Source organism: Microbacterium sp. 05N427, assembly GCF_056397105.1.
This window is the reverse complement of the sequence record NZ_JBFTMT010000005.1, coordinates 12,769-26,724: the sequence shown is the minus strand read 5'-3', so window position 1 is coordinate 26,724 and position 13,956 is coordinate 12,769. Positions and strand designations below refer to the sequence as shown.

The window sequence follows — 13,956 nt, the reverse complement described above, 5'->3', positions numbered from 1 at the left end:
TCAGGTCCTTTCGGTGCGCCAGGCGGCGGACGGAGAGTCGTTCAGTGCGGGCGGCGGCGTGCGGTAGGCCGCGGGGGCATCCCAGAGCCGGATCGGATTCGCGATCGTGCGGGAGGGTCCGAGCTGGACCACGGGGTCGAGGTCCAGCTCTTCGGCGAAGGCGATCGCCTCCGCGACGTCGTGGACCAGGCCGGCGGGGATCCGCGCTGCGCGGAGCACGTCGACCCAGTGCGCGGCTTCGGCATCTGCGAGCTCGTGCTCGATCAGCGTCGTGAGGGCGTCGCGGTGCGTGACACGGTCGGCGTTGCGGACGAAGCGCGGGTCCGCGGCGAGCGACGGCTGTCCCAGCGCCTCGGCCAGCGCGCGGAACTGCTTGTCGTTGCCGACGGCGATGACGAGCTCCCGGTCGGCCGCGCGGAACAGGGCATAAGGGGCGATCGAGGGATGCTCATTGCCCAGACGGCGGGGCGGGATCCCGGTGGCGAGGGTCGAGGCGGCCTGGTTCGTCAGAGCGGACAGGAGGCTCTGCAGCAGGGAGACCTCGACCCGCTGGCCGAGGCCGGTGCGGTCGCGCTCGCGCAGGGCGAGCAGGATCCCGGTCACCGCGTTCTGCCCGCACAGCACATCGACGAGGGCGACGCCGGCCTTCGCCGCGGTCCCCTCTGGATCACCCGTGATGGACATGAGGCCGCCGACGGCCTGCACGAGGAGGTCGTAGCCGGCGAGGGAGGCGCCGGGGCCGTCCCCGAAACCCGTGATGGAGCAGTAGACGACGCCGGGGTTCACGGCATGGACGGCGGCGTAGTCCAGTCCGAAGCGCTCCATGACACCCGGGCGGAAGTTCTCGATGACCACGTCCGCGGTGCCGGCGAGCCGCACCGCCTGCGCACGGTCGGCCTCGACCGTCAGATCGAGCGCGACGGAGCGCTTGTTGCGATTGACGCTGCCGAAGTAGGTCGACGTGCCGTCCGCGTCGACGGGCGGAAGCCAATGGCGCGTGTCGTCGCCGTCCGGCGGCTCGATCTTCAGCACGTCGGCGCCGAAATCGGCGAGCGTCATGGTCGCATAAGGTCCGGCGAGCACCCGGGAGAAGTCCGCCACGCGCACGCCGTCGAGCACGCCGCGCCGCTCGCTCTCCCCGCTCATCCCGCCAGCCCCTTCGCTCGCCCGCACACCGTGTCCCACTTCTGGCCCCACCGTGTCCCACTTTTGGCTGCGAAACCGGTGCCGGAGCAGCCAGAACTGGGACATGGTCTCGCCGGCCGTGCGGGATCGCTCTCATCCTACGGAGGGCCGTGCGGGCCGGGTACGCCCTAGGCTTGATGGGAGGCGCGGGTGGCGCACGGTGAGGAGGCACACATGATCCTGCTCGATGTGCCCGGCATCACGAACCTGCGCGATGTCGGCGGCATGCCCGCCGGCGCCTCCCGGATCCGCGAGGGCGTTCTGTTCCGCTCCGGCAACCTCGCGCACGTCGGAGCCGATGCGCGCTCGTTCCTGACCGAGCGGATCGCGCGTGTCGTGGATCTCCGTGACGACAGCGAGGCGAGCGCCGAGCCCTGCGCACTGCCCGGGTTGCGCATCGACCGTATCCCGCTCTTCGCGGGCTCTGTCGCCTCCTTCCTGATGGGCGATGTCAGTCTCCCCGGCCTCTACCGGCGCATCGTCGACGACGGTGCGGACCGCATCGTGCAGGTCGTCCGAATCCTGTCGGCGGGGGAGCCCACGCTCGTGCACTGCACGCTCGGCAAGGACCGCACGGGCGTGAGCGTCGCACTCGCGCTCGCCGCCGTCGGCGCCGATCGCGAGGCGATCGTGGAGGATTACGCGCTGACCGCCTCGCAGCTTCCGGAGTCCCGCAACAGGGCGATCGCGAAATGGCTCGAGGAGCGTCTGCCGATCGCGCACGACGCGATCGCGGTCGCCACGCAGTCGCCGGCGCCGGTCATGCGAGAYCTGCTGAAGGGCATCGACGAGCAGCACGGATCGGCGGCGGACTATCTGCTCGCGTCCGGGTTGACCCGTGCAGAGCTGGACGCGCTCGGGGCGGCGCTGGTCGGCTAGCCGCGTGGCCGCCGCATCGGGGCCGCGGAGGTAGGTTAGGCAACCCTTCATCCGGTGATATCGTAGAGGCATCATGACCACTGCGATCCGTACCACCGCACGCGCCGAGCGCCGTGCGCTGCGTCGCTCCACGAAGGCCCAGCATCTGATCGTCGCCGACGAGGGATCCCTGGCCGAGCTGGAGGCGGAACTCTCGACGCTGCCGTTGTGCGCGACGGGACGGGTGTTCATCGAGGTTCCCGACGCGGAGTCGATCTCCGCGGTCACGGTCCCGCCGCGGATGACCGTCACCTGGCTGCCGCGCGCCACGCGCTCCGGCGCCCCGGGCACCGCCCGCCGGTGTACTCAGGGCACGGCCGCTTCGCGCGCCGCGATCGCCTGGGCCGACGAGATGCTGTGCGATGGCGCGGAGGAGCACACCACGGTGACGCTGCTCGGAAGTTTCCTCGGCACCGCCGACATCGCGGAGCACCTCACGGAACGGCTCGGCATGGATCCCGCGCGGATCACCGCGCCGGAGCGCTTCCGGCTGCTCTGAGTCCCGCACCGGACCCTTCGACAGGGACCGGGACCGGATCCGGCCCTTCGACAGCCTCAGGGACCGACCGGATCGGGGACCGGAGGCTCAGCGACGCGGCAGGTAGTGCCCGTCTTCGAGACCGGCCTCGATCTCGAAGCGGTTGCGCAGCGGATCCCGCCCGGCGAGCAGGTACAGGAACGGCATCAGAAGGCCGTAGCGCAGCCACTGCGCCTTGTGCACGGCCTCGTGCCGCAGGACGCGGTCGTCGGGAACCGTGTCGCCGGTGAGGTAGCAGCCCGCGACGCAGACACCGCCGCGCGCGAAGGTCCACTCCGGCATTCCGCGGAAGATCCACAGCCCCTCGCGGCGCTCGATCTCGCCGGTGCTCCAGAGCCCGCCCCAGATCCAGCCCACGGCCATGCCCCAGGCGTAGCCGAGGCGGCTGATCGGGGAGCGCAGCAGCACGGAGGGCAGACGCAGGTCCCGCCGTCGCCCGCGCTCCAGCACCTCGGCGGCCTCGGCCTCGATCGCGGCGATGCGGGCGGCGTCGCCCGCCGTCACGCGAGAGCGCCGATCAGGCGCAGGATCGCGCCCAGGTCCTGGACTGCATCTCCGGGGGAGCGTGGAGCGAAGCCCGCGATGGTCGCTCCCGCGAGCGGCAGCTGCTCGCGCAGCGCCCTCACGGCGGCGACGATGTCGGCCGTGCGCAGGCCGAACGGCACCGCGGAGGAGACGCCGGCGAGCTCGGACGGATCCAGCACGTCGACATCGATGTGCACGTACACGCGGGATGCCCCGGTGGCGGCCACCGCCGCCGCGAGAGCCCGCGCGTCTTCGACATCATCGAGCCGAACGATCCCGGACGTCGCGAGATAGGCGCTCTCCGCGTCGTCCTCGGCCCGTGCGCCCACCAGCACCGTGCGCTCAGGGGTGAGCCCCGAGGGGCCGTCGATCGGGAACGAGTCGTGGCCGAGCAGTGCGCGCAGAGCCATGCCCGCGTAAGCGCCGGAGGCCGAGGACTCGGGGGTGTGCAGATCGGGGTGCGCGTCGAACCAGACGATCGCGACGTCGTGCAGTGCGCCGGGGAGGGCGGCGACTGCGGCGACGCTGACGCCGCAGTCACCGCCCACCACGAGCGTGGGTTCGGCATGCGCCGTGATCGCTTCCTCGATGAGCTCCCTCGTCCGGCGCAGGCTGCTGAGCCTGTGCACGCCCGTGCCCTCGGCATCGCCGGCTTCGAGCGGGACCTCCAGCACCGTCGTACGCGCGCTGGGGAGGTCGCCGGCGATCGCCGAGGCCCCCTCGGTGAGCAGCATCGCCCGCGGGGCAGGGGAGCCCTGCCATTGCGGGACGACGAGGAAGCGGGTCATCTCAGCCCTCGAGTGCTTCCTGCGGCTTGGTCGCGCCTGCCTTGAGCTCCGCGAGACGGGCCTCGACCTCGGTCAGCTGGYCGATGTCCTCGAGGCTCTCGAACTGCGCGTCCAGGCTGGACGCGGCGAGCTCCGCCTTGCCCTGGGCCAGCGCCTCCTGACGGCGGACCTTGTCCTCGAACCGGCCCAGCTCGCTGGTGGGGTCGAGCACGTTGATCGACGAGACCGCGTCCTGCACCTTGGTCTGCGCCTCGGCGACCTTGGCGCGGGCGAGCAGTTCGCTGCGCTTGTTCTTCAGCTCGACGAGCTTGTCCTTCATGCCGTTCAGGCCGGACTTGAGCTTGTCGACGATCTCGGTCTGGGCCGCGATCTGCGGTTCGGCCGTCCGCGCCTCCTGCTCGGAGCTGATCTGACGCTGCAGAGCGACCTTCGCGAGGTTGTCGAACTTGTCGGCGTCGGGGGTGTTGCCCGCCCCGCGCAGGTCGTCGGCCTTGCGGCTGGCAGCGAGGGCCTTGTTGCCCCACTCCGCGGCGGACTGCACGTCCTCCTGGTGATCGCGCTCGAGCAGGCGCAGGTTGCCGATCGTCTCAGCGATGGCCGACTCGGCGTCCGCGACGTTGTTGGTGTAGTCGCGGACCAACTGATCGATCATCTTCTGCGGGTCCTCCGCGGAATCGATGAGCGAGTTGATGTTGGCCTTCACCAGGGTGGAGATGCGGCCGAAGATGGACTGCTTGGTCATGGGATGTCCTTTCCAGATTTCCGGTCGATGGGGTCGTGCACGTCAAGAGAAGCTGCGAGTCCAGGTGTCAGAAGCGGCCGCCGGATCCGGCGCGGCCTCCGCCGCCGAAGCTCGAGGGGCTGAACCCGCCGCCTCCGCCGCTGGAGCGCCACCCGCCGCCGCCTCCGCCGCCCCAGCCTCCGCTGGAGCGCCCGCCGCCGCCGGACAGGATGCCGCCGATGATGCCGCCGAGGATCGCATCGCCCATACCGCTGCGGTTTCCGCCGCCCCCGCCGCCGCCGAAGCCGCCGCCATTGCCCCAGGAGTCGATGGAGCCTGCGGCGAGCTGGGTGGCCTCTCGGGCGAGGGCGATCGCGCGCTGCGCGTGCTGCAGCGCCGTGTTCGGATCCGCGACACGCGCGGCCTCGGCCTGGTCGTACTCCGCGGACGCCTGTGCCGCCCTGGTGCGCGCGTCGGGGCCGATCGCCCCGCGATGCGTGGTGATGTAGCTGTTGGCCGTGGAGATCTCCGCGCGGGCCTGTGTGAGCGTCTGCTCCAGCACCTGCTGGGCGCGCTCGGCCTGCTGCTGAGCGTTGCGGATCGCGTCCACGGTGCTGTCGATGCGGGTGTTGGCCGCGGTCAGCGACTCCAGCACGGCCTGCGGGCGGCGTCCGGTGCCGGTGGCGTCGGTACGGGCTTGGTCCAGTGCCGTGCGGGTCGCCGCGACCGCGGCGTTCAGCTCGGGGGATGGCGGAAGCGCAGCGGCTCCCGCGAGGTCCTGTTCGAGATTCGCGATGAGCGCCTGCGCCTGCGTCTCCGTCGAGCCGAGGTCGGCCCGCAGCGTCGTGATCGCGGCAGCGAGCTGCGTCGCCTGCAGCACCGCCTCCTCCGCCGTGCGGATCGCGAAGGCGGCTTCACCGCGCTTGCCGGCGGCCAGCTGCGCGGTCGCCTCGGCGATGTGGGCGTCTGCGAGTTCCAGCCGGCTCGCGGCCTCTGCAGGATTGCCCGCGACCGTCTGCAGGGCGGAGGCGTCGTATTCGGCGGACAGAGCCTGCAGCGCGGCGGGGGCTGCGGCTGCGGCTGAGGCTGCAGCTTCGCGATGCGCCTTCAGCTGAGTGAGGGCCTGCTCCGCGTTCTGCTCGAGCTTGCGGAGCTCGTCGAACGCGGCGACGTTCGCATCCAGCGCGTTGTCGGCCGACTCGCACAGTCGGATGATCTGCAGGTGCCAGTCGCGGCGCTGCTGGTCGGAGTCGGGGATCTCGTCGTCGAGCTTCTGCTTGAGCGAGAAGGCCTCGTCGAGCTTGCCCTTCGCCTTGGCGACCACGTCGGTGAACGTGCTCGTCGCGGCGTCGCCGAACTGCGCGGTGGCGAAGCCGAGGTCCTCGGTGGAGGAGGTGATCGCGTCGTCGGTGTGCACCAGGGCGAGCCCGGCGCGCTTGGCCAGCTCCTCGTTGCTGATGGCATCGAGCGGATCGCCGACCGGCTGGGTGGCGGCCGGTTTCACCCGCGCGGCGGCGCGGCGGCGCATCACGACGAGCACGATGATCGCGCCGACGATCGCGAGCACGCAGAGGACGACCAGCAGGATGCCGCCGAGATCGGCACCGGAGGATCCGGATCCTCCGAAACCGTCCGCCGCCGTGTTCACGGCGGCGGCCCAGTGCTTGTCGCGGAGGTCGTTCACGAGCGACCGGGAGATCTGGTCGACGCGGGTCAGCGGGATCGGGCCCGCCTTGTCTGCGGACAGGTAGTACTGCCGCGACTCGGTGGCGATCGCGAGCAGGTACTGCTGCTGGCCGAGACCGTTGTCCACGGCGACCTGGTTCGTCCATTCCTGGCTGTTCTCGGGGTTCGAGAACGCATCGACGAACACCACGAACAGCTGGAGGTTCTGCGAGCGGCTGAGCGTCTCGAGCCGGTCTTCGACTTCCTTCTTCTCAGAGGTGCTGAGGGCGCCGGCCTCGTCGTTGACGAAGTCGGATCCGAGCGTCACCGGGGCTGTGGCCGGGGTGGACGCGGTCGGGTCGGTGCTCGCGAGAGCAGGGGCGGAGAGGAACGACATGCCGAGCACGCCCAGGACCACACCGACGACGACAGCCCAGCGCGTGCGCATCTTCGCTCCTCCCGGGACCCGGAACGCCCCTGGAGCGAGTCTAGGGCGTGCGTCCTTGTGTTTCTCCTGTCCTGCCGAGGCGTCGACGGCGGAGGGCGGACGCGCCCTCGGTAGGCTGGTGGCGATGGACGACAGGTACGGATCCGATGTGCTCGCCAAGGGCTGGCGCGACCGCGGCGCGAAGGTCACCGCAGACGTCGCCGCCGAGAAGGACCTCGTGGTCGAGGTCGCAGTGGACGGCTTCTGCGGGGCGGTGACCCGGATCGAGGGCGGACAGGTCGAGCTGGAGGACTACCGCGGACGCCGCCGGCTGTTCCCGATGGGTGCGGGCTTCATGATCGACGGGGAGCCGGTGCGCCTGGTGCACCCCGCGCGTGCGGCCGCGGAGGGCGCGACGAAGCGCACCGCGTCCGGATCCTTCGCCGTCGGCGACTCCCGCGCGCGCACCGCGCTGCCGAGCCGGATCCTCGTCGAGGGGCGGCACGATGCGGAACTCGTGGAGAAGGTCTGGGGCGACGATCTGCGCGTGGAGGGGGTCGTGGTCGAGTACCTCCAGGGCGTCGATCTGCTCGAGGAACTGCTCGCCGAGGCCCCGCCGCGGCGTGACCGCCGCTACGGCGTGCTCGTCGACCACCTCGTGCCGGGCTCCAAGGAGACGCGCATCGTGGAGCAGATCATGCGCGGCGCGCACGGGGCGCATCTGCGCATCGTCGGGCATCCCTACATCGATGTGTGGCAGTGCGTCACGCCGGCGGCGCTCGGCATCCGCGCCTGGCCGCAGATCCCGCGCGGCACCGATTGGAAGACCGGGATCTGCCGTGCCTTCGGCTGGCCCGCGGAGTCGCAGACCGACATCGCGCACGCGTGGAAGCGCATCCTCTCGAGGGTGGGCAGCTACCGGGATCTGGAGCCGTCGCTGCTCGGCCGGGTCGAGGAGCTCATCGACTTCGTGACCGAGCCGATCGACGGGCGCGCGCGATGAGCGGACGCTCGGCCCGCGGGGCAGGACGGGCCGGCGGGACGCCGGACGGCGGATACCCTGGAGGGATGCCCGAACCCCGCACCTTCCGTGACGAACCTGTCTCGTTCGTCCGCCGCAGCGGCCGCATGTCCGAGGCGCAGGAGCGGGCGTTCGCCGAGCTGGCCGCGTTCTACGTGCTGGACGTCCCGCGCGACGTCGCCTGGACCTCGGTGCACCCCGAGGCGCGGCTCGAGGTGGCCGCGGCCTATGGGCGCGAGGCGCCGCTGACGGTGGAGATCGGATCCGGTCAGGGGCACGCGATCGTGTCTGCTGCCGGAGCGCACCCCGACCGGGATTTCCTCGCGGTCGAGGTGTTCCGTGCGGGTCTTGCCCGCACGATGCTCGACGCCGAGCGGGAGGGGGTGCGCAACCTCCGGTTGATCGAGGCGAACGCACCAGAGGTGCTCGCCACCTACCTTCCCGCAGGGTCCGCCGACGAGGCGTGGATCTTCTTCCCCGATCCCTGGCACAAGAAGCGGCACACCAAGCGCCGTCTGGTGCGTCCTGGTTTCGGCGCCACGGCCGGCGCCGCTCTGCGCGACGGCGGTCTTCTGCGCCTCGCCACCGACTGGGAGGACTACGCGCTGCAGATGCGCGAGGTGCTCGACGAGGCGCCCGAATTCGAGCGCGCGTTCGAGGGGGAGTGGGCAGAGCGCTTCGACGGTCGCGTGATGACGGCGTTCGAGCGCAAGGGGATCGCGAAGGGCCGCGACATCCGCGACCTCGCCTACCGTCGGGTGCCGCGGAGCTGACGGCGCGCCGTGCCGCTAGGGCGAGCCGCAGCCCGCTACCGCAGGGCAGGACGGTCCGCTGAGCGGATGACGTCGGCGAGGTCGCGGGGACGACTCCACAGCGGCCAGTGGCCGGTCGGCAGATCGATGACGTCGAGGTGCTCGAGGTTCGCGACCTCGGCGAACATGGGGTGGCCCCCTCGCGCCAGGTCCAGCAGCTGAGCACTCGGGATCGAGCAGCACACCAGAGTGGTCGGAATCCTGTGGCGGGCGTCGTTCACGAGTTGGACGGGCTGGCGAAGCACGGGACCCGGCTCGGGAACGGCTCGCGCGCGGAAACGTGCGAGGGCATCGGTGCTCAGACCCTCGAGGCTCGCCTGCCGAGCGAGGACATCGAAGGAGGGAAGCGGAAGATCCTTCACCTCCTCCGGGAGGTCAGGGGCGAACGCACTCCCCGCGGCCACCGGACCTGAATCGACCCACACCACGCGACGGACGAGCTCGGGATGCCGGTCGAGGAGAAGAGTGACGGGGACGTTCGCTCCGCTGTGCGCGACGACGATCGCGGGCTCGCTCGCAGAGACGCCGTTTCGGGCAAGGACGTCGAGGATCCCCGCGACCTGATCGTCGAGAGTTCTCTCGGCCCGCTCCGGATCGTCGGCATCCAGACCGGGCAGTGTCATCGCGACGGCGTGAGAGCCGACGGATCCCAGATGCTCGAGCACTTCGTCCCATGCCCAGGCGCCCAGCCAATGGCCGGCGATGAGAAGGATGGTGGGGTTGCCCGTCTTCTGTGTCATCTCACCAGCTTCGCCGACCCCGCGGGCAGCAGTATGTCACTATTTATGTCATGAAATTCTGGAGAGCGACGCGGTGAAACGAGCAGAGCGACTCCACGCCCTATCCGAGATGCTGCGCCGCAGCGGATCCCGCGGCTGCTCTGCCGAGCGGCTGGCACGAGAGTTCGGCGTGTCCGTCCGGACCGTCAAGAGAGATCTCGCGGCGCTCGAGAGCAGCGGAGCACCCCTCTGGTCGCGCCCGGGCCCCGGCGGCGGCTACGGAATGGCCCTGGGTGGGTCTCTGCCGCCTGTCAGCCTGACTGCCGCGCAGGCGGTGGCGCTCATGGCGGCCGTGTCCGCGGCACCCGATGCCCCTTACGCGGATCTGGCGGCAGCCGGGGTCCGGAAGATCATGGACGTCCTCGACCCCCGGACCCGCGCAAGGTCCGACGCGTTGGCCGATCGCGTCTGGGTCGACCGGCTTCCCGTCCCCTCACGCGCGATCAGGTCGGCACTGGAGGAAGCGATGGCGGATCAGCGTGTCGTCCGCATCCGCTACACGGCGAGGGAGGGGTCGACGACCACGCGCGACGTCGAGCCCGTCCTGTTCGCATGCACGAACGGCCAGTGGTACCTGGTCGGGTGGTGCCGGCTGCGCGACGCGATGCGATGGTTCGCCGTGTCGCGCATCGAGCGGGCCAGCGTGACGACGACGCCGTGCACCGGGCATACCATCCTCGAGGTCGGGGAACCGCCCGCGACCGCCGCACCGGTGCACGGATACCGGAGATAGAGCGCGCCTCTCGCCCCGGTGCGCGGCACGCGGCAGAATCGGCCCATGCTCTTCATCCTGGGATCCGTGTTCGCCGGGCTCGCCGCCCTGATCCACGTCTACATCTTCGTGCTGGAGTCGGTGCGCTGGACGCATCCCTCCACCCGTCGCATCTTCGGCACGACCGCCGAGGATGCGGAGGTCACCAAGCCGCTCGCGTTCAACCAGGGCTTCTACAACCTGTTCCTCGCGATCCTGGTGATCATCGGCCTGATCGTCGCCCCGACCGCGTCGTTCGCGATCGGCTGGACGCTGATGATGGCGGGCGTCGCGTCGATGCTCGCCGCGGCGCTCGTGCTGATCCTCTCGGACCGCAGCAAGGCGCGCGCGGCGACCGTTCAGGGGCTGTTCCCGCTGCTGGCGGTGCTGGCTCTGCTCGGGGCCGTGCTGATCTGAGTGCTGGTGATCTGACCCCGTGATCCGCCTCAGGCGATCGTGCCCGTGAAGACGGTCATCACCTGCAGCATCGCGAAGACGAGCCAGAGCGTCCATACGATCGAGATGAGGAAGGTCGCGGCGGTGGCGGAGACCGCGATCCACAGCGTCGCCCTGCCGGCGCCCGTCTGGCGGTGCACCACGACCGCGCGCCCGATCGGGTACACCGGGTTGAGGAAGTTCCAGGCCCAGTGGAAGCGCCGGGGATAGCCCAGCCGTCCGAGGGCGGCGTAGTCGAAGTACGCGGCGAAGACACCGAGGGCGTACAGGCCCCAGCTGATCAGGGTCAGCGCCGCGCTGCCCAGGGTGAACGGCATCATCGTGCCGAACATGCCGGCGATGAAAGAAGAGTCGAGGGCGCGGGGGTCGCCCTGGTGCGCGACGACCATGAAGGCGAGCTGCTGGAACCAGTCCAGCATCGCCGCGCTCATCATCCAGAGCAGCCCGATGGTCAGCAGCAGCGACGCCATGGGGATCCACGCCGTCACCCAACCCCATTTCGTGTGCACCGGAGTGCCCGGAGGCAGGGTGGGCTGAGGGGAGGCAGGAGAGGGCGGGGGCAGAGTCATCGTGCGTCCAGTCTGCCCGATCCGGTAGGTCGGAAACGGGGCGGATCCGATGCTAGGCTCGTTCGGTACGCCTCCGTAGCTCAGAGGATAGAGCGCCGGTTTCCGGTACCGTAGGTCGCAGGTTCGATTCCTGTCGGGGGCACGAGGGTTTGCACGTGGAACGCGTGCGAACCCGTACGCGGATCCCTTGATCACGCGAAAAGCCACCTGGGTTCAGGTGGCTTTTCGCGTTGATGCGCGGCGGTTTTCGCTGTCGGCTCGCGCCTCGAAGAGTGTCACTGGTGGCGCCAGCCGAACCTGGCAGGGTCGACCGGGCGTTTCGCGCGTGGCAACTTCTCGACGACGAGTATGTACGACCCCGTGACCAAGTCCTCGATCAGCTGCTCCTGAAGATCGCCGGACGGGTGCAACGTGATCCAGTGCTTCTTGTTCATGTGGTATCCCGGAGTGATCTCCGCGTACTGCTCCTGAAGCGCCTTGCTGTCTTCCGGGTCTGTCTTCAAGATCACGATGGGTTCGCCGGTGACGTCGGTGAGCAGCATGAATACCTTCTCCCGAACTTTGTAGACATCCCAGCCGGGCCCGAACGGGTGTTCCAGCCCCGCGCCGGGCAGCTCCTGAACCCGCGCCCGTGCCAGCTCCTGCAGTTCTTCGCCGCTCATGCGATGTCCCTCCTCCTGCGTTCGGATTCTCTTGCGGTACGTACTAAGGTATGTACCAGTGTACGTACTAGGTCGGGGTTGGAGAAGAACATGCGCCGCGGGAAGCCAAACGACCCCGGACGCCGCGCCCGCATTCTTCAGGCAACGCTGGAGGTCATCATGGCCGGGGGGATCGAGGCGGCTTCGTATCGCGGTGTCGCCGCGCATGCCGGAGTTCCGCTGGGATCGATGACTTACTATTTCCCCACGCTCGAGGGCCTCATCGTGAGCGCGCTCGACACGACCCGCGCCGATCTCGAACCTCGCTACGCGGACCCGCTCCGTCGGGCGCAGACCCGGGCCGACGTGGTCGACGTGCTGGTAGACGCGACGATGGGCGCAACGAGCCCCACGATTGACGACATCCGCCTCTACGAAGAGATACGTCACTACGGCGCGCGAAATCCGAAAATCGCGGACGTTCTTCAGGCAGTCGAAGACGACTCCCTCGTCCTGCTGCACCGCGTGATGCCGAACAGCACAGCTCTGTCCGTCAATGCGATGCTCTGGGGCTGGTGGAGCCACCGGCTGGCGCACCCCCACGCGGACCTGGACGAACGCACCGTACGTCAGGCCTTCCACGCCCTCGTCAACATCCCCGCACCGGGGCACCCGTTCCACAATGAGGAGCAGAACCATGCCTGAATCGATGCGCGCCCTCGGTCGCAGCACCCTGACTGCCGAGCACACAGTCCGCTCCTGGCTGGGTATTCCGTTCGCCACCGCGGAACGGTTCCGCCGCCCGGTCCTGCTGCCCTTCGACCCCCGCCTGCCCTACGACCAGAAGGGACCGGCGCCCCTGCAGGCAGGGGATACCAGCTGGCTGGAAGCCGATAGCGGATTCAGTGAAGACTGTCTGAACCTCAACGTCTGGGCGCCGGAGGATGCGGGCGACGAGCCGTTGCCCGTGATCGTCTACATCTTCGGCGGAGGGTGGATGCTCGGTGCGAACACTCAAACGACGTCCAACCTGGCTGGCCTCGCCGCCACCGGCAAGGCCGTCGGAGTCTCCCTCAACTATCGGCTCGGCGCGTTCGGAGCGCTGTCCCTCTCCCACTACGGCGGCGCACTCGCAGAAGCGACCAACCTCTGCCTGCAGGACATCATCACCGCCCTGCGGTGGGTGCGGAAGAACATCGCCCGCTTCGGTGGCGACACGGACAACATCACGGTCACCGGTCACAGCGCCGGCGCCTTCTCGGCACTGGCTCTGCTCGCAGCGCCCTCAGCAGACGGTCTGTACCACCGCATTGCCGCGTTCTCCGGCATGCCCTCGCGCCAGGTACCGGCGTGGGGCGCCGAAGAACGTGYCCTGGCAGTCCTCACCGCGCTCGGAATCCAGGACGACCCCGAGCAGCTCMTGAACATCGACGCGCGTCTCCTTGCCGAGACGATGAGCAGGACCCAGTCGCCAGATCCCGGCGCCGCGCACGGGATCGACAACGACGTCGTCGCGCTCGTCGATGACTCGAACCGGCCGGGAGGCGTCCTCACCGCCCACCCTATGCGGGCCCTCGAATCCGGACGCCACCGCGACGTCGACATCCTGTTCAGCAGCACGACGCACGAGACGGACTACTGGGTCACGTATCGGACCGAGGATTTCGATCCCGGCAGCATCGACGGCCTGGTAGAAGAGTTCGCCACCCGGAACCGTCTTCCGAGTAGCCGGGCCAGGAAGATCATCAGCGCATACGACGTTGGCGGGCGTACTCCGGTCGAGGTCCGCGGCGCTTTGCTCACCGACTACTCGTTCACACTGCCCCAGGCTCGCGGTGCGCTCGCCCACGCCGCGGCGGGCGGAAACGCGCACCTGCTCTCCATCGGCCCCGTCGAGGGAGCCGAGGCCGTGCACGGCACTGAGATGTACGGCATCGTCGGGCAGGTTCGGCCCGGCGCCAGCGACGAGCAGATCGTCCGAGACAAGTTTGTTCGCGACGCCCTCCTCAGCCTCGCATCGGGCAACGCAGACCACCTCTGGGAATCCGTGACCGCCGTCCCCACCACGAAGGGCATCGGCAACATGCCCGACGACGCCACCACCCACGGCACGACCGTGCTGGAGACGTTCAAAGGAATCGATCGTCCGTAACCCGACCC

General features: G+C 69.6%; 16 protein-coding genes and 1 tRNA gene. 9 read left to right on the top strand and 8 right to left on the bottom strand.

Features of this window, described 5'->3' with window-relative positions:
* Entirely contained in the window at positions 1-1,146 is a 1,146-nt protein-coding gene (locus AC1DG4_RS05920; RefSeq protein ID WP_477379399.1) for a CaiB/BaiF CoA transferase family protein, read from the bottom strand.
* 213 nt (positions 1,147-1,359) lie between these two features.
* Here AC1DG4_RS05920 and AC1DG4_RS05915 point away from each other — a divergent pair, with 213 nt between their 5' ends.
* Positions 1,360-2,064, top strand: a complete 705-nt coding sequence (locus AC1DG4_RS05915; protein ID WP_477420500.1) for a tyrosine-protein phosphatase — start codon at positions 1,360-1,362, stop codon at positions 2,062-2,064.
* Positions 2,065-2,137: 73 nt separating this feature from the next.
* Positions 2,138-2,602 carry an SIP domain-containing protein gene (locus AC1DG4_RS05910; RefSeq protein ID WP_477379395.1) on the top strand — a complete coding sequence of 155 codons (465 nt, stop codon included), beginning with the start codon at positions 2,138-2,140 and terminating at the stop codon, positions 2,600-2,602.
* Positions 2,603-2,689: 87 nt separating this feature from the next.
* Here the strand turns inward: AC1DG4_RS05910 and AC1DG4_RS05905 are convergent, their stop codons facing one another.
* The 4 genes from AC1DG4_RS05905 to AC1DG4_RS05890 all read right to left on the bottom strand — a co-directional run bounded on the left by AC1DG4_RS05905 (position 2,690) and on the right by AC1DG4_RS05890 (position 6,788).
* A complete protein-coding gene (locus AC1DG4_RS05905; protein ID WP_477379393.1) occupies positions 2,690-3,145 on the bottom strand; it encodes a Fe-S oxidoreductase in 456 nt (151 codons plus the stop codon).
* Positions 3,142-3,954: an arginase family protein gene (locus AC1DG4_RS05900; protein WP_477379391.1), complete on the bottom strand. Its 813-nt coding sequence runs from the start codon at positions 3,952-3,954 to the stop codon at positions 3,142-3,144. The genes AC1DG4_RS05905 and AC1DG4_RS05900 overlap by 4 nt, the downstream gene beginning before the upstream one ends.
* 1 nt (position 3,955) lies before the next feature.
* Positions 3,956-4,696 carry a PspA/IM30 family protein gene (locus tag AC1DG4_RS05895; RefSeq protein WP_477421128.1) on the bottom strand — a complete coding sequence of 247 codons (741 nt, stop codon included), beginning with the start codon at positions 4,694-4,696 and terminating at the stop codon, positions 3,956-3,958.
* A gap of 67 nt (positions 4,697-4,763) precedes the next feature.
* A complete protein-coding gene (locus AC1DG4_RS05890; protein ID WP_477379387.1) occupies positions 4,764-6,788 on the bottom strand; it encodes a TPM domain-containing protein in 2,025 nt (674 codons plus the stop codon).
* Positions 6,789-6,912: 124 nt separating this feature from the next.
* Here AC1DG4_RS05890 and AC1DG4_RS05885 point away from each other — a divergent pair, with 124 nt between their 5' ends.
* Both AC1DG4_RS05885 and trmB read left to right on the top strand, forming a co-directional pair.
* Entirely contained in the window at positions 6,913-7,770 is an 858-nt protein-coding gene (locus AC1DG4_RS05885) for a DUF3097 domain-containing protein (RefSeq protein ID WP_477379385.1), read from the top strand.
* A gap of 65 nt (positions 7,771-7,835) precedes the next feature.
* Positions 7,836-8,561, top strand: coding sequence for a tRNA (guanosine(46)-N7)-methyltransferase TrmB (trmB, locus tag AC1DG4_RS05880; protein WP_477379384.1), 726 nt, complete (start codon positions 7,836-7,838; stop codon positions 8,559-8,561).
* Between the two features lie 35 nt (positions 8,562-8,596).
* On the opposite strand, the gene AC1DG4_RS05875 is transcribed toward trmB, so the two are convergent.
* Positions 8,597-9,340, bottom strand: a complete 744-nt coding sequence (locus tag AC1DG4_RS05875; protein ID WP_477379382.1) for an alpha/beta fold hydrolase — start codon at positions 9,338-9,340, stop codon at positions 8,597-8,599.
* Positions 9,341-9,413: 73 nt separating this feature from the next.
* Here AC1DG4_RS05875 and AC1DG4_RS05870 point away from each other — a divergent pair, with 73 nt between their 5' ends.
* Together AC1DG4_RS05870 and AC1DG4_RS05865 are read left to right on the top strand one after the other, a co-directional pair.
* The gene (locus AC1DG4_RS05870; RefSeq protein ID WP_477380378.1) at positions 9,414-10,112 is read left to right on the top strand and encodes a helix-turn-helix transcriptional regulator; all 699 of its coding nucleotides are present in this window, start codon (positions 9,414-9,416) and stop codon (positions 10,110-10,112) included.
* Positions 10,113-10,157: 45 nt separating this feature from the next.
* Positions 10,158-10,547 carry a DUF1304 domain-containing protein gene (locus AC1DG4_RS05865; RefSeq protein WP_477379380.1) on the top strand — a complete coding sequence of 130 codons (390 nt, stop codon included), beginning with the start codon at positions 10,158-10,160 and terminating at the stop codon, positions 10,545-10,547.
* Positions 10,548-10,576: 29 nt separating this feature from the next.
* On the opposite strand, the gene AC1DG4_RS05860 is transcribed toward AC1DG4_RS05865, so the two are convergent.
* Positions 10,577-11,155: a hypothetical protein gene (locus tag AC1DG4_RS05860; protein WP_477379378.1), complete on the bottom strand. Its 579-nt coding sequence runs from the start codon at positions 11,153-11,155 to the stop codon at positions 10,577-10,579.
* Between the two features lie 69 nt (positions 11,156-11,224).
* Between AC1DG4_RS05860 and AC1DG4_RS05855 the strand changes: the two genes are divergently transcribed.
* Positions 11,225-11,297, top strand: a tRNA-Arg gene (locus AC1DG4_RS05855).
* A gap of 133 nt (positions 11,298-11,430) precedes the next feature.
* Here the strand turns inward: AC1DG4_RS05855 and AC1DG4_RS05850 are convergent.
* Complete coding sequence (locus AC1DG4_RS05850; protein ID WP_477379376.1) at positions 11,431-11,817, bottom strand: MmcQ/YjbR family DNA-binding protein; 387 nt, start codon at positions 11,815-11,817, stop codon at positions 11,431-11,433.
* A gap of 78 nt (positions 11,818-11,895) precedes the next feature.
* On the opposite strand from AC1DG4_RS05850, the gene AC1DG4_RS05845 reads away from it, so the two are divergent.
* A complete protein-coding gene (locus tag AC1DG4_RS05845; RefSeq protein WP_477379374.1) occupies positions 11,896-12,501 on the top strand; it encodes a TetR/AcrR family transcriptional regulator in 606 nt (201 codons plus the stop codon).
* Entirely contained in the window at positions 12,494-13,948 is a 1,455-nt protein-coding gene (locus AC1DG4_RS05840; RefSeq protein ID WP_477421127.1) for a carboxylesterase family protein, read from the top strand. Before AC1DG4_RS05845 ends, AC1DG4_RS05840 begins: the two co-directional genes overlap by 8 nt.
* Positions 13,949-13,956 lie beyond the last annotated feature (8 nt).

What these genes read in the sequence shown, in the direction of transcription:
- AC1DG4_RS05885 (WP_477379385.1), top strand. Translation starts at nt 6,913, where the DNA reads ATGGACGACAGGTACGGATCCGATGTGCTCGCCAAGGGCTGGCGCGAC.
- AC1DG4_RS05920 (WP_477379399.1), bottom strand. Translation starts at nt 1,146, where the DNA reads ATGAGCGGGGAGAGCGAGCGGCGCGGCGTGCTCGACGGCGTGCGCGTG.
- AC1DG4_RS05850 (WP_477379376.1), bottom strand. Translation starts at nt 11,817, where the DNA reads ATGAGCGGCGAAGAACTGCAGGAGCTGGCACGGGCGCGGGTTCAGGAG.
- AC1DG4_RS05860 (WP_477379378.1), bottom strand. Translation starts at nt 11,155, where the DNA reads ATGACTCTGCCCCCGCCCTCTCCTGCCTCCCCTCAGCCCACCCTGCCT.
- AC1DG4_RS05875 (WP_477379382.1), bottom strand. Translation starts at nt 9,340, where the DNA reads ATGACACAGAAGACGGGCAACCCCACCATCCTTCTCATCGCCGGCCAT.
- AC1DG4_RS05900 (WP_477379391.1), bottom strand. Translation starts at nt 3,954, where the DNA reads ATGACCCGCTTCCTCGTCGTCCCGCAATGGCAGGGCTCCCCTGCCCCG.
- trmB (WP_477379384.1), top strand. Translation starts at nt 7,836, where the DNA reads ATGCCCGAACCCCGCACCTTCCGTGACGAACCTGTCTCGTTCGTCCGC.
- AC1DG4_RS05890 (WP_477379387.1), bottom strand. Translation starts at nt 6,788, where the DNA reads ATGCGCACGCGCTGGGCTGTCGTCGTCGGTGTGGTCCTGGGCGTGCTC.
- AC1DG4_RS05910 (WP_477379395.1), top strand. Translation starts at nt 2,138, where the DNA reads ATGACCACTGCGATCCGTACCACCGCACGCGCCGAGCGCCGTGCGCTG.
- AC1DG4_RS05865 (WP_477379380.1), top strand. Translation starts at nt 10,158, where the DNA reads ATGCTCTTCATCCTGGGATCCGTGTTCGCCGGGCTCGCCGCCCTGATC.